Origin of the sequence: Selenomonas sp. oral taxon 138 str. F0429 (genome assembly GCF_000318175.2) — a bacterium.
Lineage (GTDB): Bacteria > Bacillota > Negativicutes > Selenomonadales > Selenomonadaceae > Centipeda > Centipeda timonae.
The window spans coordinates 53,669-78,317 of record NZ_KB290947.1 but is presented as its reverse complement, the minus strand read 5'-3'; the positions used below and the strand labels follow the sequence as shown (position 1 = coordinate 78,317).

30 protein-coding genes are annotated in these 24,649 nt (G+C 54.8%); 24 read left to right on the top strand and 6 right to left on the bottom strand.

The window, feature by feature from the left end; genetic code table 11:
* Positions 1-230 precede the first annotated feature (230 nt).
* A complete protein-coding gene (locus HMPREF9163_RS07325; protein ID WP_009441112.1) occupies positions 231-752 on the bottom strand; it encodes a YjbQ family protein in 522 nt (173 codons plus the stop codon).
* Between the two features lie 18 nt (positions 753-770).
* On the bottom strand, positions 771-1,478 hold the full coding sequence (locus tag HMPREF9163_RS07320) for a triose-phosphate isomerase (RefSeq protein WP_037346614.1): 708 nt from the start codon (positions 1,476-1,478) through the stop codon (positions 771-773).
* 144 nt (positions 1,479-1,622) lie between these two features.
* Here HMPREF9163_RS07320 and HMPREF9163_RS07315 point away from each other — a divergent pair, with 144 nt between their 5' ends.
* The 15 genes from HMPREF9163_RS07315 (at position 1,623) to HMPREF9163_RS07245 (ending at position 13,987) form a co-directional block, all read left to right on the top strand.
* Complete coding sequence (locus HMPREF9163_RS07315; RefSeq protein ID WP_009441110.1) at positions 1,623-2,351, top strand: GntR family transcriptional regulator; 729 nt, start codon at positions 1,623-1,625, stop codon at positions 2,349-2,351.
* An 89-nt stretch (positions 2,352-2,440) separates the two neighbouring features.
* Entirely contained in the window at positions 2,441-3,277 is an 837-nt protein-coding gene (locus tag HMPREF9163_RS07310; RefSeq protein WP_009441109.1) for a class II fructose-bisphosphate aldolase, read from the top strand.
* Positions 3,278-3,454: 177 nt separating this feature from the next.
* Positions 3,455-3,856, top strand: coding sequence for a transcriptional regulator GutM (locus HMPREF9163_RS07305; protein WP_037346612.1), 402 nt, complete (start codon positions 3,455-3,457; stop codon positions 3,854-3,856).
* Between the two features lie 72 nt (positions 3,857-3,928).
* On the top strand, positions 3,929-4,921 hold the full coding sequence (locus HMPREF9163_RS07300) for a PTS glucitol/sorbitol transporter subunit IIB (protein ID WP_009441107.1): 993 nt from the start codon (positions 3,929-3,931) through the stop codon (positions 4,919-4,921).
* A 19-nt stretch (positions 4,922-4,940) separates the two neighbouring features.
* Positions 4,941-5,468, top strand: coding sequence for a PTS glucitol/sorbitol transporter subunit IIC (locus tag HMPREF9163_RS07295; protein ID WP_009441106.1), 528 nt, complete (start codon positions 4,941-4,943; stop codon positions 5,466-5,468).
* A 63-nt stretch (positions 5,469-5,531) separates the two neighbouring features.
* Entirely contained in the window at positions 5,532-5,903 is a 372-nt protein-coding gene (locus HMPREF9163_RS07290) for a PTS glucitol/sorbitol transporter subunit IIA (protein WP_009441105.1), read from the top strand.
* Positions 5,904-6,026: 123 nt separating this feature from the next.
* Complete coding sequence (locus tag HMPREF9163_RS07285; protein WP_009441104.1) at positions 6,027-6,986, top strand: sugar-binding transcriptional regulator; 960 nt, start codon at positions 6,027-6,029, stop codon at positions 6,984-6,986.
* Between the two features lie 72 nt (positions 6,987-7,058).
* Positions 7,059-8,645 (top strand): glycosyltransferase family 39 protein, encoded by a 1,587-nt coding sequence (locus HMPREF9163_RS07280; protein WP_037346808.1) that lies wholly within the window; start codon positions 7,059-7,061, stop codon positions 8,643-8,645.
* Positions 8,642-9,610 (top strand): glycosyltransferase family 2 protein, encoded by a 969-nt coding sequence (locus HMPREF9163_RS07275; protein ID WP_009441102.1) that lies wholly within the window; start codon positions 8,642-8,644, stop codon positions 9,608-9,610. Before HMPREF9163_RS07280 ends, HMPREF9163_RS07275 begins: the two co-directional genes overlap by 4 nt.
* A gap of 193 nt (positions 9,611-9,803) precedes the next feature.
* Positions 9,804-10,184 (top strand): desulfoferrodoxin family protein, encoded by a 381-nt coding sequence (locus tag HMPREF9163_RS07270; RefSeq protein ID WP_009441100.1) that lies wholly within the window; start codon positions 9,804-9,806, stop codon positions 10,182-10,184.
* An 88-nt stretch (positions 10,185-10,272) separates the two neighbouring features.
* Positions 10,273-10,941 carry a class II aldolase/adducin family protein gene (locus tag HMPREF9163_RS07265; protein WP_009441099.1) on the top strand — a complete coding sequence of 223 codons (669 nt, stop codon included), beginning with the start codon at positions 10,273-10,275 and terminating at the stop codon, positions 10,939-10,941.
* A gap of 84 nt (positions 10,942-11,025) precedes the next feature.
* The gene (gene prmA / locus HMPREF9163_RS07260; protein ID WP_009441098.1) at positions 11,026-11,976 is read left to right on the top strand and encodes a 50S ribosomal protein L11 methyltransferase; all 951 of its coding nucleotides are present in this window, start codon (positions 11,026-11,028) and stop codon (positions 11,974-11,976) included.
* On the top strand, positions 11,976-12,722 hold the full coding sequence (locus HMPREF9163_RS07255) for a 16S rRNA (uracil(1498)-N(3))-methyltransferase (protein ID WP_009441097.1): 747 nt from the start codon (positions 11,976-11,978) through the stop codon (positions 12,720-12,722). The genes prmA and HMPREF9163_RS07255 overlap by 1 nt, the downstream gene beginning before the upstream one ends.
* 11 nt (positions 12,723-12,733) lie before the next feature.
* A complete protein-coding gene (locus HMPREF9163_RS07250; protein WP_009441096.1) occupies positions 12,734-13,276 on the top strand; it encodes a TlpA disulfide reductase family protein in 543 nt (180 codons plus the stop codon).
* Positions 13,277-13,303: 27 nt separating this feature from the next.
* Entirely contained in the window at positions 13,304-13,987 is a 684-nt protein-coding gene (locus HMPREF9163_RS07245) for a cytochrome c biogenesis CcdA family protein (protein ID WP_009441095.1), read from the top strand.
* A gap of 68 nt (positions 13,988-14,055) precedes the next feature.
* Here the strand turns inward: HMPREF9163_RS07245 and HMPREF9163_RS07240 are convergent, their stop codons facing one another.
* A complete protein-coding gene (locus tag HMPREF9163_RS07240) occupies positions 14,056-14,583 on the bottom strand; it encodes a mannitol dehydrogenase domain protein (protein ID WP_009441094.1) in 528 nt (175 codons plus the stop codon).
* 8 nt (positions 14,584-14,591) lie between these two features.
* Complete coding sequence (locus HMPREF9163_RS11780; RefSeq protein ID WP_198142777.1) at positions 14,592-14,987, bottom strand: orotidine 5'-phosphate decarboxylase / HUMPS family protein; 396 nt, start codon at positions 14,985-14,987, stop codon at positions 14,592-14,594.
* A 111-nt stretch (positions 14,988-15,098) separates the two neighbouring features.
* On the opposite strand from HMPREF9163_RS11780, the gene HMPREF9163_RS11775 reads away from it, so the two are divergent.
* The 9 genes from HMPREF9163_RS11775 (at position 15,099) to HMPREF9163_RS12685 (ending at position 23,418) form a co-directional block, all read left to right on the top strand.
* Positions 15,099-15,344 carry a hypothetical protein gene (locus HMPREF9163_RS11775; RefSeq protein WP_255351105.1) on the top strand — a complete coding sequence of 82 codons (246 nt, stop codon included), beginning with the start codon at positions 15,099-15,101 and terminating at the stop codon, positions 15,342-15,344.
* Between the two features lie 243 nt (positions 15,345-15,587).
* Positions 15,588-16,097 carry an ECF transporter S component gene (locus HMPREF9163_RS07230; RefSeq protein WP_037346608.1) on the top strand — a complete coding sequence of 170 codons (510 nt, stop codon included), beginning with the start codon at positions 15,588-15,590 and terminating at the stop codon, positions 16,095-16,097.
* A gap of 122 nt (positions 16,098-16,219) precedes the next feature.
* Positions 16,220-17,572 carry a glycosyltransferase gene (locus HMPREF9163_RS07225; protein ID WP_037346606.1) on the top strand — a complete coding sequence of 451 codons (1,353 nt, stop codon included), beginning with the start codon at positions 16,220-16,222 and terminating at the stop codon, positions 17,570-17,572.
* A 127-nt stretch (positions 17,573-17,699) separates the two neighbouring features.
* Positions 17,700-18,683, top strand: a complete 984-nt coding sequence (locus HMPREF9163_RS07220; RefSeq protein WP_009441088.1) for a glycosyltransferase — start codon at positions 17,700-17,702, stop codon at positions 18,681-18,683.
* Between the two features lie 80 nt (positions 18,684-18,763).
* Complete coding sequence (locus tag HMPREF9163_RS07215; RefSeq protein ID WP_009441087.1) at positions 18,764-20,368, top strand: CDP-glycerol--poly(glycerophosphate) glycerophosphotransferase; 1,605 nt, start codon at positions 18,764-18,766, stop codon at positions 20,366-20,368.
* 180 nt (positions 20,369-20,548) lie between these two features.
* Positions 20,549-20,962 carry an FdtA/QdtA family cupin domain-containing protein gene (locus HMPREF9163_RS07210; RefSeq protein ID WP_009441086.1) on the top strand — a complete coding sequence of 138 codons (414 nt, stop codon included), beginning with the start codon at positions 20,549-20,551 and terminating at the stop codon, positions 20,960-20,962.
* Positions 20,959-22,056, top strand: coding sequence for a DegT/DnrJ/EryC1/StrS aminotransferase family protein (locus HMPREF9163_RS07205; RefSeq protein ID WP_009441085.1), 1,098 nt, complete (start codon positions 20,959-20,961; stop codon positions 22,054-22,056). The genes HMPREF9163_RS07210 and HMPREF9163_RS07205 overlap by 4 nt, the downstream gene beginning before the upstream one ends.
* Positions 22,057-22,074: 18 nt before the next feature.
* A complete protein-coding gene (locus tag HMPREF9163_RS07200; protein WP_009441084.1) occupies positions 22,075-22,659 on the top strand; it encodes a GNAT family N-acetyltransferase in 585 nt (194 codons plus the stop codon).
* 9 nt (positions 22,660-22,668) lie between these two features.
* Positions 22,669-23,418 carry a DapH/DapD/GlmU-related protein gene (locus HMPREF9163_RS12685; protein WP_009441083.1) on the top strand — a complete coding sequence of 250 codons (750 nt, stop codon included), beginning with the start codon at positions 22,669-22,671 and terminating at the stop codon, positions 23,416-23,418.
* Between the two features lie 68 nt (positions 23,419-23,486).
* On the opposite strand, the gene rpsT is transcribed toward HMPREF9163_RS12685, so the two are convergent.
* Together rpsT and HMPREF9163_RS07185 are read right to left on the bottom strand one after the other, a co-directional pair.
* Complete coding sequence (gene rpsT, locus HMPREF9163_RS07190; protein WP_037346603.1) at positions 23,487-23,753, bottom strand: 30S ribosomal protein S20; 267 nt, start codon at positions 23,751-23,753, stop codon at positions 23,487-23,489.
* A gap of 41 nt (positions 23,754-23,794) precedes the next feature.
* Complete coding sequence (locus HMPREF9163_RS07185) at positions 23,795-24,607, bottom strand: hypothetical protein (protein ID WP_009441081.1); 813 nt, start codon at positions 24,605-24,607, stop codon at positions 23,795-23,797.
* Positions 24,608-24,649: the final 42 nt, after the last annotated feature.

Sequence of the window (24,649 nt, the reverse complement as noted above, 5' to 3'; positions counted from 1 at the left end):
ATATAGATAATTGTTATCAATAATGAGGTAAAATAAAAAGGGAATACATCCCTCTATGATTATGCAGCAATGCGTTTATTGCAGAAATTTCCTTCTGTAATGATTCCATCATTTTCTCGTTGGTAGAATACATTATTGTGTGAATCTTGTCAACTTAAAAAATCAGATAAAAAAGGGATTACCGTATGAGGAAATTTTACATCCTCATACGGTAATCCCTTTGAATGAGTTTATTCGCCCATCACGACAATCGTGCATTTTCGCGTGCGGGCACGCGTGCGGTCGAAGTCGACGAAGTAGCAGTAGCCCGTTGTGCCGACGGCGAGCTTGCCATCCGCAACCTCGAATGTCTCCGAGGAGCCGATGAGGGTCGCCTTGAGATGCGCATCGCAGTTCCAGAGCGCCGTGCGGTCACCGGCAGGGAGGTATGCTTCGGCATCCGGCCAACTCTCGACGGCGCGGTAGTGCTCTTCGCCCGGATACTGGTACTGGTTCCAGCCCGTCTGGTTCGGGATGAGCTTCTCGAGGACGGCGTTCAGATCGTTCTGCAGGAACTCCGTGCCCGTCTCGTCTACATCGTGCACGAACTCCTCGAAGAAGACGGCGCAGGTGGTATGCGGTGAAATGACGGTTGCAATGCCCTCCTGTATGCCACTCTCGGCGATGGCGGAACGCAGCTCCTCCGTGATGTTGATAAAGGTCGGCGTATTTCCGTGAGATGTGAGCGACAGTTTTTTCTTGAATACAGCCATTTGATCTCTCCTCCGCGCCTATGCCGCACTGTCCTGTGACTCACGCACCTCGGCGGCGCGTACAATGGCCTCTGCCATCTCAAGAATCCGCTTTGCCGGATCGGGGGCGCTGAGGATGCCGCTCGTTGCACCGCTGCCGTCTGCACCGAGGCGTACGACACGATAGACATCGTCCGCCGTCGTGATGCCCGAGGCGATCATGATGCCGATGCCGGGGTCGATCGTGCGGATCTTCGCAACGATGGCGGTTGTGTAGCTGTCGTCTGCTGTCTTGCCCGTACCGATAAGGTCGGTCGGCTCGCAGAGGAGGATGTCGGGGCGGAATGCGGCGATTGCCGTGCCCTCGGCGAGGGAATCCGCGCAGGCAATCGTCTCGATGCCGAGCTCGCGCGCACGCGCAATCGTCTTGGCGAGCTCTGCCATCGTCATCGGGTTCTCCGCGTGGTTGAGGAAGGTCGCACGTGCGCCTGCCTCATAGATCGCCTCGGGGAGAAGATGTCCCATGCCGCGGCCGGGTCGCAGGCTCTCCATCGCCTGTGCCGTGACGATGATCGCCTCCGTGTTCTCACGAATGTAGCGGATGTCGGAGAACGGGCAGGTGAAGTAGATCTTCAGACCCGTCTCTTTGGCGGCATGATCGGCAGCGTGCGCGAGTGCGAGCGACTCCTTGCCGTAGAGATAGGACTTCGGGTTGACAACGAGGAATGGGGCAAGACTGCTCTTCATGATGCTGACCTCCTGTATGAGATAAATGATTACCATTGGTTAATAAAATGTTACCACAGGTAAAATACACTTGCAAGGGAATTTTTGTTGACAAAAGGACAAGTAATTCTATACTATAACAAAGGTAAAAGAGGAGGGCTGTTCATGACGGGCAAAAAACGCGAGCGTCTGCACGAGAAGATTCGCGATGCGATGGAGCGGCAGTTTGCCGACCTTGCGTATTTCTCTCCGATTCCGGGCGAGCGGGAGCTGTGTCAGATGCTCGGTGTGAGCCGTCCGACCGTGCGCAAGGCGCTCGAGCTGCTCGAGGCGGAGAACAAGATTGTGCGCATGCAGGGGCGCGGCTCGTTCTACACGGGGGAGAAGATCCCCGTGGATTACTCCGAGGCGGCAGAGCGCGGCTTCGGGTTGGCGCAGATGTTCTCGGCGGAGGGGCGCGTGACACGCAGCACAGTTCTGCAGCAGGTGGTCGAGCCCGCGCGCGGAAACCTCGCGGCGATGCTCAGCCTCACCGAGGGGACGCTCGTCTTTCATCTCAAGCGTCTGCGCTATGTGGACGAGAAGATCTATGCGGTCACAGACGACTATATCCCGCTTGCGTTCTGCCCTGAACTCGTGCACACGGATTTCACGGCGCATGGGCTGCTGCGTACACTTGCGGCACATGATGTCCACCCCTTTGCGGAGGACAAAACAATCGAGGTGATCCGCGCGACGCCCGAAATCGCGCTCTACCTAGAGGTGGAGGAGCAGGCGCCGATCTTCGTCACGCGCATATTGACAACAGATCGCGAGGGGCAAATCATCCAGTATGCAACCTCGAAGGCGGATGCGTTCCGCAGCCGATTCCGTGTGCGTTCGACAAAGAATTAACCACTGGTAAATAAAACGATTGACAAATGGACTCCTCTGAAATATGATAAGCACGAAATCAATGTGTTTTCAGAAAAGGAGGAGTCATTATGTTGGTCGATGGAAAATCCGTGCTTGATGCGGCAAAGGTAGGGCACTACGGTATTGTTGCGCCCGATTTTCTCACGCTGAACGCGGCGCGCGTCTTTGCGCAGACGGCGGACGCGCTCAGGACGCCGATCCTCCTCTCCTTTGCGCAGGGGCATGCGGGGCTGATCTCCCTCGAGGAGGCGGCTCTCGTCGGCAAGTACTGGGCGGAGAAGGTGGCAACCCCGATCGTTCTGCATCTCGATCACGGGCAGGATTTTGACTTCCTGCACCGCGCGATCGAGCTTGGGTTCACCTCCGTTATGCTCGATGCCTCGATGAAGGATATGGATGAGAACATCCGCCTGACGAAGGAGGTTGTCGCGTACGCGCATACGCAGGGCGTCAGTGTCGAGGCGGAGATCGGCCATGTCGGCGGCGCATCCGAGGGCGTTGAGGGCGAGACCTCCGAGAGCGTCTATACGACGGTGGAGGAGGCGGTGGCCTTTGTCGAGGCGACGGGTGTGGACTCGCTCGCCGTCTCGGTCGGCACATCGCACGGCGTCTACAAGAGCAATAAAACGCCGGAGCTGAACTTCGAGCGCTTGCGCGCACTTTCTGCCGCCGTACCCGTGCCGCTCGTTCTGCATGGCGGATCGGGCACGGGGGATGAGAATCTGCGGCGCGCCGTGCGCGACGGCATCACGAAGCTGAACGTCTATACGGACTTCCTCGTAGGTGCAATGGCGGAGATCAAGGCGGCGCATACGGATTCTCTCATCGAGACGCAGAAGGCGGCGGACGAGGGGATGCGCAAGGTGCTCACGCACTACATCAACCTCATTTCAAAAATAGCATAAACGGATACACGGAGCTGTCGCAATGCGGCAGCTTCTTTATATGCTGAACAAATGACAAATGATGGCGGCACAGCAAGATACATTTACAAAAATTCAACCAAGAATTTATTGTAAAAATATGTTTTATATGGTATAATTCAAATCGTTTCCATAGCAGAGTAGAGAGGAGGTAATTCCTTGCAGACAGAGATGCTCCTCGGCGGATTGTTCCTGCTCTTCGTCATTCAGGTTGTCGGCACACATCTGCAGGTCAAGGAGTATAAACACGCCGTGCGCGAGATGCACAAGCTCGGCAATGTCGGTATCGGTGCGCGCAGGCGCAAACTCGGCCCGTCGAACATTGTCGTGATTGCGTGCAATTCCGACGGCGTGATTCTGGACGGGCGGATCATGCAGGGGATGACCATCCTCAGCCGCTTTCGTCCGATGGCGGACATCGTCGGGCGGACGATCTACGACCTGCATGCGGAGTATGCGGCGCTGCCCGAGAAGCGGCGTGCGCACTACAAGGGGCATATGCAGGCGCTCGATGCCCTGATGATACGGCTGCACAATGAAGGAAAGCATGCGCCCGTATAGTTTTGTGTTTTGTTTTTGTGTTTTGTAAGACCCCGCATGAAGAGGGGATTTTATCACATAGGAGGAAAACGAATGCATCAATCAGTCAAGATTGTCGCCGGAAAGGGCGGATGGGGCGGACCTCTCGTACTCGTTCCGACGGAGGCGCGCAGCAAGATCGTCAGCGTGACGGGCGGCGGCATTCACCCGCTCGCGGCAAAGATTGCAGAGATGACGGGCTGCACGGCGGTCGACGGGTTCTCGACGGGGGTGCCGGATGAGGAGATCCTGCTCGCTGTTGTGGACTGCGGCGGTACGGCACGCTGCGGTGTCTATCCGAAGAAGGGCATCCTGACGGCGAATGTGCTGCCCGTCGGCAAGACAGGGCCGCTTGCGCAGTTCATCACGAAGGAGCTCTACGTGTCGGCGGTCGATCTCTCCTGCCTCTCCTATGCGGATGAGGCGGAGAGTGCAGCAGCAGCGGAAGCTGCGCCCGCACATGCACCGAAGAGTAAGGATCAGGCAAAGGCGGAGATCGCTGCAATGCAGGCGGGGCGTGAAAAGAATTTCGTCACGCGCCTCGGTATTGCGATCGGCGGCGTCGTCAACAAGTTCTACGCCGCAGGGCGTGAGACGATCGACATCACGGTCAAGAGTATCCTGCCGTTCATGGCGTTCGTCTCCATGATCCTCGGCATCATCTCTGTGTCGGGGCTCGGCAATGTCATTGCGAATACGATCTCGCCGCTTGCGAGTTCGCTGCCGGGCATGCTCGTCATCTCGCTCATCTGTGCGATTCCGTTCATCTCTCCTGTGCTCGGCCCCGGCGCCGTCATTGCACAGGTTGTCGGTACGCTGCTCGGCGCGCAGATCGGCATGGGGAACATACCGCCGCAGTATGCGCTGCCCGCGCTCTTTGCGATCAACGCACAGGTCGGCGCAGACTTCGTTCCCGTCGGTCTCAGTCTCGGTGAGGCAGACCCCGAGACGATTGAGCTCGGTGTTCCCGCCGTCCTCTACTCGCGCGTCATTACAGGCCCCTTGGCAGTGCTGATCGCCTACGCAGCAAGCATTGGGCTTTACTAATCGGGAGGGATATAGTATTATGGAACTGATAGCAGCAGCGGCAAACGGCTTTATGGATCTCTTCCGCGCAGGTGCGGCGACATTTACCTCGTGGGTCACGGGGATCATCCCCCTGCTCGTCATCATGATGACGGCAGTCAACTCGCTCATCAAACTCATCGGAGAGGATCGCGTGAACGGCGTGGCACAGCGTGCAACGCAGAACATCATCACGCGCTATACCGTCCTCCCCGTGCTCGCCGTCCTCTTCCTCGGCAATCCGATGTGCTACACGTTCGGCAATTTTGTCGATCAGAAGTATAAGCCCGCCTACTATGACGCAGCGGTCAGCTTCGTCCATCCCGTGACGGGACTCTTCCCCCATGCGAACGGCGGAGAGCTCTTCGTCTACATGGGCATTGCAGCGGGCATTACGACGCTCGGGCTGCCGCTCGGCGATCTCGCCGTCCGCTACTTCCTCGTCGGCATTGTCGTCATCCTGATTCGCGGCATTGTCACGGAGAAGATCTATCTCTACATGAAGAGCCGCGAGGCAAAACAGGCATAGGAAACGCAGCCCCTCGCTCCATATCCCGGAGCAGCGCGTTTTCGTCAGACAGGAGGATGCAGCATGAAGTATTATTGCGAAATCACAAGCTGGGGCGAGGAGTCCCTTCTCTTTCTCGATGATCCAAACGCCAATTTTATCATTATCTTCAACAACAATGCCCCGGCGGAGCTCGCCGAGTTCTCTGTTCTGCACACGCCTGCAAACTACAACGAGGATCCCGCCGTCGGTGATACGATGATCGTCTGCGACAAGGCATTTACGATCACGGCGATCGGTGACGAGGCGCTCCACACGCTGAAGGAACTCGGGCACTGCACGCTCTCGTTCAACGGCGGTACAACACCGGAGCGCCCGGGCTGCATCATGCTGGAAGGCGATGTGCCGCTCACGAAGGATGATGTCAAGATGGGGGCAAGCATCGAAGTACATTGAGTGTAATTTATGGGGAGCTGTCGCAGCAGCGGTAGCTCCCTTTTTCGGCAAAGTTATAGAAAATATGTCAATAAAGAATACAAAAGATAGAATGTGTTCCGAAGGTCATGAGAGGTTTTCCCGATGAAGAAAATTGTTGACGATGTGCGCCTCATCTTCAAATGCTGCAGTCTCTACTATCAGGACGGGCTGGGGCAGAAGGAGATCTGCGAGGCGCTCGGCATCTCGCGTCCGACGGTCTCGCGCATGCTCACCATCGGTAAGGAGCGCGGCATTGTCCGCATCGAGATCCAGAATCCGGACAATATCGCATATGGGAAGATGGAGCGCGCGCTGGAGAAAAAATACAACCTCCAGGAGGTCATTATCGTTCCGTCCAGTCCGATCTCGGACGGGCAGTACCCCATCAACTCCGAGATCGGCAGCGCGACGCTCGAGTATCTCTCCCGCGTCCTCATGGACGGCTACCTCGTCGGCATTACGATGGGGCTCGCGATCCAGAATGTCGTGCGCTCGGATTATTTCATCCGCAGCCCGATCAAGGCGACGTTTGTCCCGCTTGTTGGCGGTGTGGCGGAGAGCCGGCTCGACATCCACTCGAACTACCTTGCGCAGGAGTTCGCCGACCGCTTCGTCGGGGACTGCGTGCAGTTCTTCGCGCCTGCAGTGTTCTCGCGGCGGGAGGTGCTCGAGGGATTTCTGGAGGAGAAGACGATCCGCAATGTGATCCGCCTCTATTCGCGTCTCGATCTCGTGCTTATGGGCATTGGGATTCCCTCGACGGAGCACTCGACGATCCTGCAGACAGGCTATGTCGACCGCGCAATCCTCGATGAGTTCACGGCACGCGGGGCGGTAGGGGACATTGCGCTGCGTTATTTTGATGCCGATGGCGACACTACGCCGTTTACGGATTTCAACGAGCGCGTGGCGGGCATCCCTCTCGATACGCTGAAGAAGATTCCGCGCCGCGTTGGTGTGGCAGGCGGGCGCGCAAAGAAAGACGCCGTGCTCGGCGCAATTCGCGGCGGCTTCATCAACGTGCTCATCACGGACATCGACTGCGCGGAGAACCTTGTTTAATGCAGTTGTAAAAAATAAAATATATGGTACAATGCAGATGATTTCTTTCGGATGGGTGAGGTGCATATCTGCATGAACGATGAGAAAAATCTTGCGTGGCCGGTCTATCTCGTGCTGCTCGGCCTCATATCCTTTCAGATCCTCTTCGGGATCGGCGGGACGGCACTGCTCGATCCCGATGAGCCTGTCTATGCGGAGACGGCAAAGGAGATGATCCGCTTCGGCGACTACCTCTCGCCGCGGATCTACAATGAGTTCTGGTATGATAAGCCGCCGATCTTCTACTGGCTCGTCGTGGCGTCTCTGAAGATCTTCGGCGGATTCAGCGAGCTCGCGGCGCGCATCCCTGCCGCGCTCATGGCGATCGGCTCCATCCTCATGACGGCGCTCGCATCTGCACGGCTCTTTGGTGCGCGCACGGGCTTCTGGTCGGGGATCGTCATGGGGACGAGCATCATCCTCATGTATATGGGCAAGGCATCCGTGACGGACTCTACGCTCCTCTTCTTCATGACGGCGGCGCTCTTCTCGTTCATCCATCGACAGTACTGGCTCATGTACCTCGCCTGCGGGCTTGCGGTGATGACGAAGGGCCCCATCGGCGTGGTTTTCCCTGCGGGGATTGTCTTCTTCTATCTGCTCGTTACACGTCAGCTCGAGCAGATCTTTCGCATGCATGTCCTGCGTGGCCTGCTGCTCGTCGTTGCTGTGGGACTGCCGTGGTATCTCTATATGTACGAGGTGCACGGCATGGCGTTCATCTACGAGTTCATTGGCTTTCACAACGTCACTCGCTTCACTGCGCCGCTCCATCCCGTGCGCGCGCATTGGTGGTTCTACCTGCCCGTTCTCATTCTCGGGTTCTTCCCTTGGACAGGGCTGCTGATCCAGTCGGTCAAAAATGCCTTCCGCCGAAGTTTCGGTGAGGAGGCGCAGATGCTCGCCTTCTTTCAGGTCTGGTGGATCTTTGTGCTTGTGTTCTTCTCGATCGCCCAGACGAAACAGGTCTCCTATATGCTGCTGTTGACGCCTGCGCTCTCGACTATCATTGCATGGAATCTTGCACGCATGCTCGAGGACTGGAGGCAGACGCATTTCGCATGGGCGGGCGGGAGCGCTGTCATGTTTCTCCTGCTCGGGCTCGGCTGGCTCATGAGCGGGGACAGCCTCGCGCCGCTTGCAGAGGGCGGGCTCTGGCTCGGGGCGATTACGCTCATTCTCGGTGCGGCGATTGTCTACAGCATCACGGCATCACATAACCTCATCTTCGCTGCGTGGCTGCATGTCCTCGCGGGTGTTGTGACGATGGTCATTGCGTTCGCCTTTATGATGCCTGCAATCGAGGGGCATTTCAGTGTCAAGCAGGTTGCACTCAATTATGCAGCGAACTACCACGCAGCAGCTGAGGCGGAGGGGAGAGCCCTCTACATTGACAAGCAGCTGCGCCCCGGTGTCATGCTCTACACGGATATCCCTGGCATCGAGGTGGACACGAACCACGCGGAGTCGCTTGCTGCTCTGCGCACGGATGCACGCCCGAAATACATCATCATGCGTGACTCCATGTACCGCAAGATGATGGCTCAGCTCGACGCGGAGAAATGGCAGCTCGTCGAGGAGCGTGACGGACTCTGTATCTTTAAGGATGATAAAGAATGAGCGTACCTGTCCTCTATCTCGTCGTGCCCTGCTACAACGAGCAGGAAGTGCTCCGCGATACGGCAGAAAAACTGGAGCAAAAGCTGACACGGTTGATCGATGTGGGGGGTGTCGATGCAAAGAGCCGCATCGCCTTCGTCAACGACGGCAGCCGTGACAATACGTGGGAACTGATCCGTCAGTGCACGGAACGCAGCCCACTTTTCTCAGGGATCAATCTCGCGCACAACGAGGGGCATCAGAATGCCCTGCTCGCGGGGCTGATGACCGTGCTGCCGCACGCAGACGTGACCATCAGCATGGATGCCGACCTGCAGGACGACATCCATGCGATTGACCTCATGCTCGAGAAGCACGCTGCCGGGGCGAACATCGTCTACGGCGTGCGCGAGAATCGCGCCTCGGACACCTTTCTCAAGCGCTTTACGGCGGAGAGTTTCTACCGTGCCATGCGTGCCCTCGGTGCAGACATCGTGTTCAACCACGCGGATTTTCGCCTGATGGATCGGCGTGCACTCACGGCGCTTGCGGAGTACCCTGAGGTCAATCTCTTCTTGCGCGGCATTGTGCCGATGATCGGACTCTCGCATGAGATCGTCTACTACACGCGCAAACAGCGCCTCGCGGGCGACTCGAAATATCCGTGGCGGCGCATGGCGTCATTCGCTTGGGAGGGCGTGACCTCTCTCTCGGCGCGCCCCATCCGCATGATCTCGCAGATGGGCATGTTCATCTCATTCATCAGCGGACTGATGCTCATCTGGTCGATCGCCCGTCACTTCGTGGGCGAGACCATCGTCGGCTGGACGAGTCTCGTTGTCTCGCTCTGGTTCCTCGGCGGGCTCATCCTCCTCTCCATCGGTGTGATCGGCGAATACGTCGCGAAGATCTACCTCGAGGTCAAGCGCCGCCCGCGCTATCTCGTGCAGGAATTCATCGACGGAAACGCGCGTGGAAAAAAATAAATTTTTATTGAAAAATTTTTGGGAGAAAAGAAGGAGAATACTATTTTGTGGAGAATTATTATTTGTGAAAGACAAAATAGATAACGACTATGGCGTCTTCACACTCCACATTTGAAGGAATACTTCCTTCCATTTACTTTGCTGTGTATTTACGAAGAGGAAGCTCCAGGCTTCCACAATAGGAGGGTTATTTATGTCAGTTTTTTACGTTGCAGACAAGAAGCATATGATTGAGGTCTACGGGGATGAGGTTCTGGATCTCACGTGCGCAGGTGCTCCGCTGAAGGCGATTGTGCCGAACACGGTGGATGCGGCGAAGGAGAAGCACGTTCCCGTTGCGACCTATGATGCTGCGAAGAACGAGGTGCACGTGAGCGTCGGCTCCGTCGCGCATCCGATGACCGAGGAGCATCTCATCGAGTATATCATCCTCGTGACGAAGAAGGGCGTTCAGCGCGTTGATCTGACGGCGACGGATGCACCCGAGGTCACATTCCGTCTCATGGACGGCGATACCCCGGTCAAGGTGCTCGAGTACTGCAACCTGCACGGACTCTGGCAGGCAGAGATCTAAGAAATCTGTATAGAGAGAAAGCTGCTGCGCATTCGTGCGGTGGCTTTTTTACTGCATGGGCTTTGCACGCTGAAAGGAAGGTCATATCATGTTAGAGGCTCTGAAAAAACAGGTCGTTGCCTATGCGCTTCAGGCAGATCGAATGGGGCTGTGCAGGCATCGCTCCGGAAATTTCAGCATACGGGATGAGGAGACGCAGCTGGTCTGCATCACACCGACCGGCATGGATCGCGAGGAGATGTCCTATCATGACATTGTCGTCATGACAATGGATGCCAAAGTTGTCGAAGCAGAGACCGGGCAGCGTCCGACCAGCGAATCTCTGATGCATCTCATGGTGTATCAGACACGCCCGGATGTGCATGCGATTGCGCATACGCATTCGAAGATTGCGACGGCATTTGCAGTGCTCAACAAGCCGATTCCTGCAGTTGTCTATGAGATTATGGCGCTTGGCTGCAAGGAGGGCTACATTCCTGTGGCACCGTACGGCAGACCTGGCACACCCGCACTTGCGGAGTCCATCGTTGAGCCGCTGAAGATTTCAGATGTTGCTCTGATGGAGAAGCACGGCGTCATTGCCGTTGACAGCAAGGAACTCAAGGAGGCGCTGCTCAAGGCGTCCTACGTCGAAGAGATGGCAGAGATCTATCTCACGACGCTGACAATCCTTGGAGGCAAGGAGCCGCAGGCGGTACCGAAGAGCGAACTGCAGAAGTGGGAGTATCCGAAGGAGATCAAACTCCTTCCAAAGTAAATTTCTATCGCATTTCCAATATTTTTCGTGTATAATAACTCTCAGCGAGAGAGAAAACTTGGGTAAAAAGTAGGGGGCGATGGCATGCGATGGGCACAGGTGAGTGTTGTCACAACGCATGAGGGCGCGGATCTCATCGGGAATATTCTGATGGAACTCGGTGCTGCGGGCACGGAGATCGACGATCCGTCTCTCGTCAATGAGTACATTGATGCTGGGCTCTGGGACTATACCGATCTGCCGCGCGCCGAGGATACGGATACGGTGACCGTGCGCGCCTATCTGCCCGAAGATGCGCGTCTGGAGGGGAGTCTTCTTTCGCTCGCGGAGCGCATTGAGGGGCTGCGCCGTGTGGATGCGCCCATCGGTGCGGGCACGGTCTCACATACGTTCGTCGCGGATGAGGACTGGGCGGAGACGTGGAAAGCCTACATTCACACGGAGAAGATCGGACAGCGCATTGTCGTCCGTCCGACGTGGGAGGAGTATACGCCGACGGGTGACGAGATCGTCATCGACCTAGACCCTGGTGCGGCCTTCGGCACGGGGGCACATGCAACGACTGCGATGTGTCTGCGCTGGCTGGAACGTCTCGTATGTCCGCAGATGCGCATCTATGATGTGGGCTGTGGCTCGGGCATCCTCGCCATCGCCGCGTCGAAGCTCGGCGCGGGCGAAATCATTGCAATGGACTACGATCCCGTGGCGGTCTCGGTAGCGGAGGAGAATATCCGTGCGAACCATGTCACAAATGTCGCTGCCATTGAGAGTGATCTCCTTGCCGTCTGCACAGGTCTCGAACCCGCCCAACTCATCACGGCGAATATCATTGCGGACATCATCATCCGCCTGTTCGACCAACTGGATGCGTATCTTGCTCCCGGAGGCGTTCTCCTCGTCTCGGGCATCATCGACGACCGCATTGCGGATGTAGAACGCGCGGCGCGTGAGCACGGCTATACCGTCCTCGATATGACCTGTGAAAAGGAATGGGCGGCGATGATTATTCGCCGCAGTGAGGAGTTGGAACTCTGATGCGGCGTCTCTTCTATGCGGGAACGCTTGCGGAGGAAATCATGATCACGGGCGACGACGCTCACCATCTCGCACGCGTTATGCGTGCGCAGATCGGGGATGAAGTCATGGTTGCGGATGCGGACGGTAGGGTCGCCCGTATGGCGGTGGCATCCATTGCCTCGGATTCCGTATGTCTCAACCTTGTGGAATATCTGCCGCAGGAGGAGGAGGCTTCTACTGAGGTTATCCTTGTGCAGGCGCTCCTCAAGGGCGAGAAGATGGACTTCGTCGTCCAAAAGGCGGTGGAACTCGGTGCTGCGGCATTCTATCCCGTTATAACAGAGCATGTTGTTGTGCGCTATGATGCGAAAAAGGCGGCGGCAAAGGCTGCGCGCTGGCAGAAGATCGCGGACGAGGCGGCAAAGCAGTGCGGGCGGCGGGTGCTCATGTCCGTTGTAGACGTTGCGCCGCTCTCCTCACTTTTGCAGAATGCTGATCTGTTTGCGGCCTCCGACGCGGCAGTTATCTTTTGCTATGAAGGAGAAGAGGAGCAGTCTATGCGGACGGCACTGCGTGCGCTCACGGCACGGCGCATTGTACTCATTATCGGCGCGGAGGGCGGATTCTCTCCTGCCGAGGCAGAGGCAATCCGTGCATCGGGTGCTGTGTCCGTTTCCCTCGGACGACTGATCCTGCGTGCGGAGACGGCGGCACTTACAGCACTCTCCGTCACGCAGTACGAACTTGGTAACTTTGATCTTTAGGAAGGAAATTTATGAAGAAGAGATATACAGCACTGTTTGCAGCAGCATTTGCACTCAGCATGATCGCGGGCTGCGGCGGCAATGAGACTGCAGACAAGGGGACGACGGCGAGCGCACAGCCTGCCGCAGAGCAAGGCAAGGGCTCCGGTCTGCGTGGTGAGGCTGCGCCGACGTTTACGCTCAAGAACCTCGCGGGCGAGGATGTCGCCGTCGAGGCGAAGGGAAAGCCTTACATCATCAACTTCTGGGCGACGTGGTGCCCGCCCTGTCAGGCGGAGATTCCCGATCTCGCGGCGTTCCATGCGGCGCATAAAGATGCAGTTGACTTCTATGCCGTCAACCTGCAGGAAGACGCTGCGCCCGTCGAGAAATTCATGGCAGAGCGCAAGGCGGATCTGCCCGTCGTCCTCGATACACAGGGATCGGCGGCAAATCTCTACGGTGTGCGCGCGATCCCAACAACTGTCGTCGTGGACAAGGATGGTAAGGTCGCCTACCGAAAGACAGGCGGCGTGACGAAAGAGGAACTCGAAGATGTCATTGGCAAACTCTAAGCGCTTCGTGCAGGGAGGCTGCGGCACATGGAACTGACCCTGCTCGGCGGCGCGTTCCTTGCGGGCTTCCTCTCCTTTATCTCGCCCTGCGTTCTGCCGCTCCTCCCGACGTTCTCGCTCATTCTCGCGAAAAGCAGTCAGCAGGATGGCGGTGAATCGCGGCGACTCTATGTGAATACGACGGCGTTCCTCGCGGGCTTTACCCTCGTCTTCGTCCTGCTCGGTGCAACGGCATCGCTTATCGGTGCGTGGCTCTTCTCCTATCAGGAGATCCTACGGCAGGGCGCGGCAGTCCTCATCATCGTCATGGGACTCTTCATGACGGGATGGATCAAGATCCCCCTGCTTCTACGTGAGTATCGCCCGTTCCAGCGGCGCGGCTTCGGCGGCATCGGGGGCGCTTTCCTCCTCGGCTGCGGGTTCACCCTCGGGTGGACGCCGTGCACGGGTCCCATGCTTGCGACTATCCTCCTCTATGCGGGAGATACGACAACTGTCGCACAGGGGGCGCTTCTGCTTCTCGTTTACAGCCTCGGCTTCGCCGTGCCATTCTTCCTACTCGCCGTCATCTGGCGGCGGCACATCATGAAGCTGCGTGCGTTCTACCAGTATCTGCCGCGCATTCAGCAGGTCGCGGGCGTCGTCCTCGTCCTCCTCGGCGTTCTGCTCTGGTCGGACTCTCTCAGCTATCTCGTGCGTATCTTGTCGTAAAATCAAACTGAATATAAAAACCATGACATGGTGGGACTCACCTCTGTCATGGTTTTTTCTTTGTGAACTTATGCTTTTTGATATTCTCTCAAGATGCTTTCAAAGATACGCGAGCGTCCAACGCGCAGCACTGAGTCGGATACGCCCGGCGTGGTGAATCGCTGTACCATCATGCGCTCGATGTAGTCAACGAGGGATGCATGCGTAAATCCGTAGCGCTTTTCGAGGGCTGCGGCAGACTCCAGTATGGCCGCCTTGACCTCATCCAGCAGATCAGGGGGGTGCAGGACATCCTGCACGGTGGCAAGACCGTGGCGTTGTCCGAGATAGGCACTGACGGCACGACCGCAGTTGATGATGTAGATCTTGCGCTGCAGGTACATGGCGAGATCGTCGACGTACTCCGCACCCTTGATTGGTGTGCTGTCGGGATCGTCGAGCTTCTGCCGCTCGATGACAAGCTCGTAGGCGTCGCCAATCTCTACGCCCTCTTTCCCATGATGCACGCCGTCGAATACCATGCGGTCAACAGCGGTGTTGGGATAGACGGCCGCCTGATCGAGCTCCGCCTCCGTGATCTCGCCGCACGCCACCATTGCGCGCTTTAGATTGTCAGTGTTGCAAGCTTTGCACCTGCCGCCTTTGCCTTCTTGGCATTGACCGCGAGGCTCGCCGTCGTACCGGAGCCGGAGCCGATGACGAGGAGGTCGCCCGCACCGATTGAGGGCGTGGTTGGCTCGCCGACGAAATACGCCGTGAGGCCGAGGTGCATGAGGCGGTTTGAAAATTCCCGTGCGGCAAAGCACTGCTCCGCCTCGTATTCGCCCGCATCCATGATCTTTGCATCCGCTAGGATCTCCTTTTCCGGGAATGCCTTGCGGAACGCGCGGACAGCCGACATGCCGTACTCAATGATCATCGGCGTGCCGATCTCGATGATGTCGATGGAGCTGCGTACCTTCTCGCAGATGCGCGCATGACGCATTGGTATGATTGACATGGACGAACTCGTTCGTTAGACTTGGGAAAAGGGGAGGACGTGTCACATGGCTAAATTGAATGCGGCGTTACCCCAGCGCATGACTTCGGCATAGCTCCGGTGTTTGAGTGACTGGCAGAGAACTACGATACGAAGATGAAAATATGTCAGACGGCATTGGAACTTGTGCCGGAGCGATCGGCGGTATTCATTGACTCCGGCAGCACACTGCTCTGCTTTGCGCGTCTCCTGAAAAGCCGTGTGGGCTACACCGTCATTCAAGAAGATCGTCATTCAGAGTGCCATGACGCGCATTGTTGTCGCCGACAGCGCAAAGGCGCATTACTCCTCGATGGTGCAGTAGGCCTCGTGGAGTGAGATCGACTATCTCGTTACGGACAGCGGTCTGCCCGTGAAGACTCTGGAAGAGCTCAATAAGGAAACAAAGGTCATCTGCGCTGAGTGAACGGCAGATATGAATTTTGACAGAACAGCCGGCATAGCACAACAATAACCTCCGTGATGCAGATATAGAAGAACTGCATCACGGAGGTTATCTCATTCCTGCCATTGAATTTTAATGAGGTGAATGATATGATAGATAAAAGGAGATTCGATAACATGCAGAATAAAACGTATTTTACCACACAGGAAATTGTCTTTATCGCGCTGATGACGGCGCTCGTCTTTATTGCGACCTATCTGCCGCATATCCCGATCCCGCTCGGCTATGCACATCTCGGGGATGCAGTGATCTTCCTGCTTGCACTGCTTGCGCCGCGCCGCGCGGCACTTTTTGCCGCCTGCATCGGCTCGGCGCTCGCTGACCTCCTCGGAGGCTTTGCGCTTTGGATTGTGCCGACACTCGTCATCAAGCTCGTGATGGCGGAGATCGTCTATCGTGCGGCGCGCAGCGGTTCGAAGCTCGACGGGCGTACGCGCGTCCTCGCGGCGCTCCTCCTCTCAAGCCTTTGGATGGCGGCGGCATATACGCTTGCGGGCGCAGTCCTCTACGCGAGCCTGCCCGCCGCGCTCGCCTCGTCCCCGGGACTTCTCATGGAGGGGCTTGTCAACTCCGTTCTTGCACTGCTGCTTCTGCCCATGCTGCGGGAGCGGTTTCCGAAGTTTTGATATGGAGCTGTCGCTTTAGCAATACGATGTTTCTTTGACATAGCATATGTGGATAACATGCTGCGCATTTGATATTGCAATTTAGGACAAATTATAGATCCTCTGAGGAGGTAAATAATACGTTGACAACAGCAGATGAAGCTGTGCATCAGCTTAGCCGACTCAAGGGGCAAGGCTATCGCATTTACTATTTTATGCCGGATTTTTCATCAACGGAGGCAATCTGGCGCAAGGTATTCCGAGACTATTTGCGCACATATGGTGCGGAAGATAAAGTTGCCTTGTACTTGGATCTAGGGCAGGGGGCTTCTCCCTCGGAACTTGACGAGCTCATTGAAATCCTCTCTGCGCTCGGGGCACAAGCACCGCTTGTACTGGTTGGTGAGAGTAGAAATGATGTTTTTCGCTATATATTGCAGCAAGTGGATGTTTTGATTACAACACAAGATGGCATATTGCCTTTTTTTGTGGACTATGCAGACGCTAACATGGAGATTGTTTATGGCGGAGCTAGTCAAAGCAGGATCTTTAACATTCAGAAAGAATACGATATCAGTATAGGTGTTTTGACATACCAGCCGGATTATGAAAAATTATTTGTTACACTGACTTCTGTCATCCAACAGCAAGGATGCCGCTATGAGATTGTGGTAGGGGATGATGGCTCCTCGAATTTCGAGGAGCGGGAGATCGAGCTGTTCCTGCTGCGACACGGATTTAAGGACTATACCATACTGCGCAGCTCTGAGAACAAGGGAACCGTGCACAATGTAATGAACGTTCTCGATGCAGCACAGGGGCGCTATGTGAAGCTGATCTCTCCGGGAGATTATCTCTACAGCGAGCATGTTCTAGCCGATATGCTGCGTTTTATGGAGGAGAAGAGTTATAAAATAGCATTTGGCCGAGCATGTTATTACACGAAGGGGGATGACAAATATTATCTTGTCAATCGTATGAACCCCTTTCAGCTGGCGCCCTATCAATCGGGGGACTTTGCTGCGGTTAAGGAGGCATATCTTGTTTATCAAGATTATGTGGTCGGCGCTGCATTTATGGGGGAACGCCATATACTTGCTGCCTATACAAGGGATATCCTTGGACGTATTATCTTTACGGAAGATGCGATTTATCCTATAATGATTGCAGACGATATTCGGCTTGGCTTCTGGGATCAGAATTTTGTGTGGTATGAGTGCAGTGATGGCATCTCTAATGACACGACAGAGGAGTGGCGGGATCGTCTTCTATATGACAGCAACATGACGCTTACAATCATTGTAGAACGGCATAGCGATATATTGGATCTGGTTTTTGGGTCGGGAGATGGAATGCACCGTGATGATACGGCGTATATGAAAAGGCGAGCGGCGTATTACGCAGAAGCAGAGAAAAATTTAGTCGCAGGCGCCTATTTGAAAAATGTTGATCCGCTGGAACTGAAAAAACTGGTGCATGCGGAAGTCGTAGTTTAAGCTGAGGACAGTATGCAAATTGTAAAATATATTTTCAGCCGAATGGCGATGAGGGCGGCATGTTGAGGGGGTAACCTGCAGGCTGTATCAGACAACCTTGAGAATTGATGATAAACGGGGAGAAAATATGGTTGAGACTGAGAGAATTTCATACAGACCCGACATTGACGTTTCGGTATGTGTGCTTACCTATCGCGCGGAGCCGGCAAAGCTCTTTGCTACGCTTGCATCCATTGTCTGTCAGCGTGGATGCTCCTTTGAGATCATCATTGCGGATGATGGGTCGGCGGGTTTTTGCAGATCTCTGCTGGAGAAATTTTTTGCGCAGCAGAACTTTCACTCCTATACCATTGTGGCGAATCCGTATAACAGGGGAACGGTGAAAAATACCGCGAGCGCATTTCCTGTGATGCGCGGCCGCTATATCAAAGTTATTTCGCCCGGCGATTTTATGTATGATGAAACGTCGTTGCTACGGATGCTCCGATTCGTGGAACATCATCAATATCGCGTCGCTTTCGGCTGCACCTATCAATATCAACAAGCAGGGGAGCAGATCTACCATGTGCTCGGGCAGCTTCAGCCTACCAATCTGGAATCCTATCGCAGAAAGGCTGTTTCTGCAATCAGGAAGGAGTATCTGATCGCACAGGATTTCCCCATAGGCGTCGCTTTCTTTACGGAGGCGGCATTGCGCATCTCCTATACGGAGATGATTCTTGGGCGGATTATATACGGCGAGGACTGCATATACAACATTATGATCGCCGATGGCATTGAGCTGGGCTTTTTGGACGATCACTTCATCTGGTATGAAAAGGGCTCCGGCATCTCATGGAAGCCGGAGTGGGATCAGGTGATTCGGGCAGATCGGAATACCTACTATGCAATCATTGCGGAGCGCCATCCTGAGATGCGGGACCTGTGTAGCTGGAAGATTGCCCCGGAGCATCATGAGGGCGAGATCTATGAGGCGTATATTGACGAATATATCAATGAGGCAGAGCTGCGGCAAAAAAGGGAAAATGCAAGATATATGCAGCGGGTGGATCATTCTCATTTAACTCGCTGGATTACTTCGGGATTGCAGTACGCGGATCTGATCGGATGAGGACGGCATCTCGGGGGATTGGTCTCTTCTGCGTACGCGTATGGTGCAGCGATGAATCGGAATGGAAATGAGATAGTATTATGAATAAGAGTTTTGTCTTCTCTCCGGAGATCGCAATGTATTATTTACAGCAGATGCACAATCGACCACATCCGCAGCGCAGGATGAGGGTCCTTTTTCTCGTGCAAAATGATTTTGTCTGGACGAAACAGGTGCCTGTCTACGATGTACTCGCTGCAGATGAAGAGGTGGAGCCGATCATCGTGCTTTTGCCGAGCTACAGTGCAACGGATCTTTCTGCGGGTAAGGCAACGGGGGCGTACGAAGAATCCTATTGGCATTTTTTTCATGATCGCTACGCAGACGTCTATGATTTTACGAATGTTCTCGACTTGCGGATCTTTCAGCCGGACTATATCTTTCTTGCACTGCCCTATGAGGAGCTTCGTCCGCTTCCCGGGACGCATACGAGCGAACTCGCCCAAATTGCCAAGCTTTGTTACCTGGACTACGGGATACCCGGGACAAAATTTTTCCTTCGTACATGGTCTCAAATGCCGTTCTTTTCCTATCTTACGTTTTACTTCTGCGATTCGATGGAAGAAAAGCGGGAATTCGAGGCCACCAATGCATATGCCGTTGGTGCTGGCTTGCAGCATTTTGAAACGCTCGGCTATCCGGAGTATGAGGCGCATCTTGCCTATCAGGGCGTGCCCAAGCAGCGACGAAGAATCCTTTGGACGCCGCGCTGGACGGTCGAGGGGGCTGCCGGGGGCAGTCACTTCCTTGCCTATAAGGATTTGTTTGCGGCGTTTGCCGAACGACATGGAAATGAAGACTTCCAATTTGCCATTCGTCCTCATCCGTTCATGTTTGACAACTTTATCCAGCGCGGGCTCATGACGGTAGAAGAGGTACGCGCCTATAAAAATATGCTTACAGACCGCGGTATTGAGCTTGATGAGGGGAAATACGAGCTTTTCGACGCGCTTACGTCAACGGACATCCTGCTGACCGATTTTTCCTCGATCTGTATGCCGTTTTTCCTCCTTAATCGCCCGATTGTCTATTGCCCGTATGATCCGGATCTGACGGAGGACTATGCAGCAATGACGGGATCAAGCTATATTGCAGAGAGCTGGGCGCAGATTGAACACCATCTGGAGCATTTGATGCGCGGAGAAGATCCTCTGGCAGAGTATCGTACGGATACGGTTGCCGCATTTCGGACGATGCATATGGGGGCTGCAAAGCGCATCGTCGAGCGCCTGAAGAAAGATCATGCCGCGAGTCAGTATCCTGCAGCGATATACCTCCCAGAGATCGAAAAGTGGATCTTCGATCAAAAGAAAAGTGCAGCTGCCGTTATTGGGGGCGGAAATGGGGAACTGCTTCAATATTTTTGTGCACAGGAGTGGTATCCGCTCTACTTGGCACTCCTGCCTCTGCGCGTTCACAATGAAAACCTCGTGTGGGGGGAAGAACAGATCCTTGCAAAACTGCAAGAGAAGTATGCGGCTGCCAATGATGCGCAGCGCCGCTCCTGCCTCGTCCTCGCAATGCTTCTCTTTGCAGATCCTCTGACGCTCTCGGTTCCTCTTGAGATTGATCGATGGGCTGAGGGACTATATCAGGATATACAGGCGGTATTTCGACAGCATCGTACGCAGCTTGGCGTTGTCTGAGTACCAGACGGAGCATTGTGCGAGGAGGGCAAAAGTTTTTTCGTGTCCATTATACGTTCATCTCAAAGAGTATGATGGAGGCAGAATGATGTTTTAGGAATCGCTGGTCACATGACCACGTCAGATGGGTGATGAATTTATCCGTGCTTTCTTAAGGTGTGTAAGACAGATGAGGGCAGTATGCAGATTGTAAAATATATGTTTCAGCCGCATGGCGACGAGCGCGGCATGCTTGTCGCACTGGAGGAGTTCAACGACATTCCCTTCCGCATCAAGCGCGTCTACTATATGTATGATACGGTGGAGGGCGTTGTACGCGGACATCACGCCCACAAGGCCCTCGAGCAGATTCTGATTTGCATTCACGGGAGCTGTAAGGTTCGTCTTGATAACGGACGAGAGAAGAAAGTTATTCCTCTCGAAAAACCCTATGAAGGGCTTTATATCTCTCATGCCATGTGGCGGGAGATGTACGACTTCTCGCCCGATGCTGTCCTCATGGTGCTTGCCTCTGAGGTCTATGACGAGTCTGACTATATACGCGATTACGATGAGTTTCTGCGGATGGTGCGCGTGGGGGAGGCGCAGGCATGAATATTAACCTTGCTGTGCTTGGCCGTCAATATGACCTTCATGCCACAGAATACGAGGAGGCGGCGCTGCGTTCCCTGCGCTCCGGCTGGTATATTATGGGGCCTGAGCTGGAGGCATTTGAGCAGGAATTTGCTGCCTATACAGGGGCGTGCTATGCCGTCGGACTGAACTCGGGGCTTGACGCGCTCACACTCTCTGCTGCTGCGCTTGGCATCGGTGTAGGGGATGAGGTTATCGTTCCCGCGAATACCTATATCGCGACAGTGCTTGCCGTCACGGCAAATGGGGCGATGCCTGTCTTTGTTGAGCCGGATGCGTATTATAACATTGATGCCGAACGGCTCGAAGATGCTGTCACAGTGCACACGCGCGCGATTATGCCTGTTCACCTTTATGGACAGGCGGTCAATATGAAGCCTGTCATGGAGATCGCACGGCGGCATCATCTCGCCGTGATCGAGGACTGTGCCCAGTCCCACGGCGCACATTTCGGCGGAACGATGACGGGACGATTTGGCGATATTGGCTGTTTCAGCTTCTACCCGACGAAGAATCTCGGCGCATTTGGTGATGCGGGGGCAATCGTGACCGACGATGCCGCGCTCGCGGAGAAGATTCGCATGCTCCGTAACTACGGCAGCAAGGAAAAATATCACAACGAAATATGCGGTGTCAATTCCCGCCTGGATGAGATACAGGCGGCTCTTTTGCGTGTCAAACTGGGGCATTTGCCGGAGCTGATTGAGGAGCGAAAGAAAATCGCCTCGCAGTACATGGCGGGGATTTGCAATCCACACATTGTGCTGCCTGAGACGCGGAATGGGGCTGAGCATGTCTACCACCAGTTCGTTGTGCGTACGGCAGCACGGGATCATTTCAAGGACTACCTTGCGGAGAACGGCATCGAGACGGTCATACACTATCCGATTCCGCCGCATCTGGCGGAGTGCTATGTGAACCTCGGGTACGGGCGCGGCAGTTTCCCCGTGGCGGAGCGCTATGCGGATGAGGTACTGAGCCTGCCGATGTTCAACGGAATGCGGGCAGATGAGATCGCCTATGTGATTGATACAGTCAACAGTTATTGTCCATGACCCTTGAAAGGTGAAGCTATGCGAGATCTTCGACTCGAAGGACAAAATGTGTATTTGGCGGAAGTGGAGGAGCAATACTTTCCGTATATTATTGCGTGGCGTAACGATCCTTTGAACAATCGCTATCTGAATCAGCCTTTTCTTCTTGACATGGAAAAACAGCGGGCATGGTATGAACGCTACCTGTCTGATTCTGCACAGGGGCTTCTCGTTGTCGTGGACAAGCAGATGGATACCCCGTTCGCTACAATGGGGTGGACAGATCACGATATCGAGGAAAGAGTCTGTATTACGGGGCGCCTCCTTGTCGGTGATCGTCGCTATCGCAGCAGTACGCTCTTTGCGGAGGCAACAGTTCTCTTTGCGGACTATATGTACGGGTCATTTGGTGTTGACGCCTGCTATGCGCATATTGTATGTGAAAATTTGCCCTCCATTCGCTATCATGAGAAGTATGGGTTTCGTCGGAATGATGGCACATCGCGCTATCCACATGAGCTTATTGCCAACAATATGCGACAGGCGGAGTATGTGCGCACGGAGGAAGACTGGAACGCTGTGCGTCCTGTTGTAGAGGAACGACTGAGGCGAGCGTTGTCCTAGGAGTGAATCATGGATATTAAAGTGAGGCTTGATGGCAGAGAAGCATCTGTTCGCAAGATATTCACAGAGAACGGGACGACCTTGTTAACGGCAGGATATCGCTCCTACTTGGTAGACGGGACTATTAGAGGAGTGGGCGATGCCGCACATGTTCTGATTGGTTCTTACTCATCTCTAGGACCACGCATGACATTCCTCTTCCAGGAATCATTCGGATCATCCTATGCAAGCGGCTTTGCAGGCACTGAGACGGAAAACAATCCAATGGCAGCTCCTGTACGAAGCTGTGGCTCTCAGGTGATTATCGGCAGTGATGTCTGGATCGGCTGTGATGTGACCATTCATGGAGGAGTATATATCGGAAATGGGGCTGTGGTTGGTGCAGGGGCGGTTGTCACAGAGAATGTTCCGCCGTATACTGTTGTCGTCGGCAACCCTGTGCGCGTCGTTAAGAAGCAATTCGATGCGGAGACAATAGCACGGCTTCAGCACATCAAGTGGTGGTATTGGTCTGCAGAGCAAATCCATCAGCATATTTCACTATTGTTGGGTGATGCTGGTACATTTATTGCACGGTTTTCTGCATCGGAGGAGCAGATCCCTTCGGAGCCCTTTTTAGAGAGTCTTATTGAGTTTAAGAAAAGGGGGTATATACTTTATTATTTCATACCTGATTTTGAATCTGAGGATGGCGATATGGTGAGTCCGAGAGGAATTGTTCATTCCTTTACAGGTATCAGGACTGAAAAAGGACAATAAAAAAGCCCCCTCATAGGGGGCTATACGCTACATGTTCAAGCCCCCAACTCACATTGGTGGCTTTTTTATTACTGTGCCAGCGCGTTGACCTTCTTGGCAAGACGCGACTTCTTGCGTGCTGCAGCGTTCTTGTGATAGACGTTGTTTGCAGCTGCCTGATCGATGGACTTGTATGCCGCAACGAGGAGGTCTTTCGCCTCGTCTGCGTTGGCTGCTGCAACGGCGTCATTGACGCTGCGGATGGCGCGGCGGACGCGTGTCTTCTCCGCAACATTGCGTGCACGGCGCTTGGCGTCAGACTTAACACTCAGAATGGATGCCTTGATATTCGGCAAATCGTTCACCCCCTCAACGAAAAATGTACTGCGTTATTCTATCACACGGCTTTTGAAAATGCAAATTTTTTTTCGTACACCTGCGCAAGGTGAAGACTCTCGGTATTGAGCAGGATGAGGGCGGTGGAGGCTGCGTGCCAGAGCGCGCCCCCGAAAGGGCTTAGGATGCCCACTGCGGCAAGTCCGATGCCGATGAAGTTCATTGTATATCCAAAGATTGTATTTTGCTCGATTTTCTGCCGCAGCTGGTGTGCCGTACGCAGAAGGAGGGGGAGCTGAGAGAGATCGTCGCTCGCGCATATGATGTCTGCATCTGAGGCGGCGGAGCTGCCTAACACGATGTGCAGGTAGGCTTTTTCGGACGCACTGCGATTGTCCGTGCTTCCTTGAATGCACGCTGTGGAGACGGCAAAGGGATCGTTGGACGGGGGAAGCGCTGTCCGTATGTCACGGATGCCCGCCTGTGCTGCAAGCTGCGCAGCATCGCTTGTCCCGATGGGGGGGAGGAGTACGGGATGCATCCCCATGCGGCGGAGTTTGTCCATGAGCTGCGGCGCATCTGTCTGCATCGTGCCTGTCGGGGAAATGGCGCCTGTTGTAAAGGCGATGTTCTCCATATGTGAGAGCTGCTCCAGTATCGCACTCGTCCTTATGCGGATGCCGTGCGCTGTGAGCCAGCCGGCAGCCGCAGATACAGCCATCGGCTTAGCGTGGACAAAGGCGTAGGGGCTGAATGCGAGGAGCGCGGTAAAGGCGCGTATCAAATCGCCCGTGCCACAGTAGATCAGCACAGCAAAGACGAGGGCGACGGCGTAAAGTTTTAGAAGTGCTTTATTGTTTGATATGCTGTGCATTATGGGTGATCCTCCTTTTATCACACTGTGTGAGCAGTGCAC

Bases quoted from the DNA above. Each gene is read 5' to 3' on its own strand.
- HMPREF9163_RS07325 (WP_009441112.1), bottom strand. From the start codon at position 752: ATGGCTGTATTCAAGAAAAAACTGTCGCTCACATCTCACGGAAATACG.
- HMPREF9163_RS07320 (WP_037346614.1), bottom strand. From the start codon at position 1,478: ATGAAGAGCAGTCTTGCCCCATTCCTCGTTGTCAACCCGAAGTCCTAT.
- HMPREF9163_RS07315 (WP_009441110.1), top strand. From the start codon at position 1,623: ATGACGGGCAAAAAACGCGAGCGTCTGCACGAGAAGATTCGCGATGCG.
- HMPREF9163_RS07310 (WP_009441109.1), top strand. From the start codon at position 2,441: ATGTTGGTCGATGGAAAATCCGTGCTTGATGCGGCAAAGGTAGGGCAC.
- HMPREF9163_RS07300 (WP_009441107.1), top strand. From the start codon at position 3,929: ATGCATCAATCAGTCAAGATTGTCGCCGGAAAGGGCGGATGGGGCGGA.
- HMPREF9163_RS07295 (WP_009441106.1), top strand. From the start codon at position 4,941: ATGGAACTGATAGCAGCAGCGGCAAACGGCTTTATGGATCTCTTCCGC.
- HMPREF9163_RS07290 (WP_009441105.1), top strand. From the start codon at position 5,532: ATGAAGTATTATTGCGAAATCACAAGCTGGGGCGAGGAGTCCCTTCTC.
- HMPREF9163_RS07285 (WP_009441104.1), top strand. From the start codon at position 6,027: ATGAAGAAAATTGTTGACGATGTGCGCCTCATCTTCAAATGCTGCAGT.
- HMPREF9163_RS07280 (WP_037346808.1), top strand. From the start codon at position 7,059: ATGAACGATGAGAAAAATCTTGCGTGGCCGGTCTATCTCGTGCTGCTC.
- HMPREF9163_RS07275 (WP_009441102.1), top strand. From the start codon at position 8,642: ATGAGCGTACCTGTCCTCTATCTCGTCGTGCCCTGCTACAACGAGCAG.
- HMPREF9163_RS07270 (WP_009441100.1), top strand. From the start codon at position 9,804: ATGTCAGTTTTTTACGTTGCAGACAAGAAGCATATGATTGAGGTCTAC.
- HMPREF9163_RS07265 (WP_009441099.1), top strand. From the start codon at position 10,273: ATGTTAGAGGCTCTGAAAAAACAGGTCGTTGCCTATGCGCTTCAGGCA.
- prmA (WP_009441098.1), top strand. From the start codon at position 11,026: ATGCGATGGGCACAGGTGAGTGTTGTCACAACGCATGAGGGCGCGGAT.
- HMPREF9163_RS07255 (WP_009441097.1), top strand. From the start codon at position 11,976: ATGCGGCGTCTCTTCTATGCGGGAACGCTTGCGGAGGAAATCATGATC.
- HMPREF9163_RS07250 (WP_009441096.1), top strand. From the start codon at position 12,734: ATGAAGAAGAGATATACAGCACTGTTTGCAGCAGCATTTGCACTCAGC.
- HMPREF9163_RS07245 (WP_009441095.1), top strand. From the start codon at position 13,304: ATGGAACTGACCCTGCTCGGCGGCGCGTTCCTTGCGGGCTTCCTCTCC.
- HMPREF9163_RS07240 (WP_009441094.1), bottom strand. From the start codon at position 14,583: ATGGTGGCGTGCGGCGAGATCACGGAGGCGGAGCTCGATCAGGCGGCC.
- HMPREF9163_RS11780 (WP_198142777.1), bottom strand. From the start codon at position 14,987: ATGTCAATCATACCAATGCGTCATGCGCGCATCTGCGAGAAGGTACGC.
- HMPREF9163_RS07230 (WP_037346608.1), top strand. From the start codon at position 15,588: ATGCAGAATAAAACGTATTTTACCACACAGGAAATTGTCTTTATCGCG.
- HMPREF9163_RS07220 (WP_009441088.1), top strand. From the start codon at position 17,700: ATGGTTGAGACTGAGAGAATTTCATACAGACCCGACATTGACGTTTCG.
- HMPREF9163_RS07215 (WP_009441087.1), top strand. From the start codon at position 18,764: ATGAATAAGAGTTTTGTCTTCTCTCCGGAGATCGCAATGTATTATTTA.
- HMPREF9163_RS07210 (WP_009441086.1), top strand. From the start codon at position 20,549: ATGCAGATTGTAAAATATATGTTTCAGCCGCATGGCGACGAGCGCGGC.
- HMPREF9163_RS07205 (WP_009441085.1), top strand. From the start codon at position 20,959: ATGAATATTAACCTTGCTGTGCTTGGCCGTCAATATGACCTTCATGCC.
- HMPREF9163_RS07200 (WP_009441084.1), top strand. From the start codon at position 22,075: ATGCGAGATCTTCGACTCGAAGGACAAAATGTGTATTTGGCGGAAGTG.
- HMPREF9163_RS12685 (WP_009441083.1), top strand. From the start codon at position 22,669: ATGGATATTAAAGTGAGGCTTGATGGCAGAGAAGCATCTGTTCGCAAG.
- HMPREF9163_RS07185 (WP_009441081.1), bottom strand. From the start codon at position 24,607: ATGCACAGCATATCAAACAATAAAGCACTTCTAAAACTTTACGCCGTC.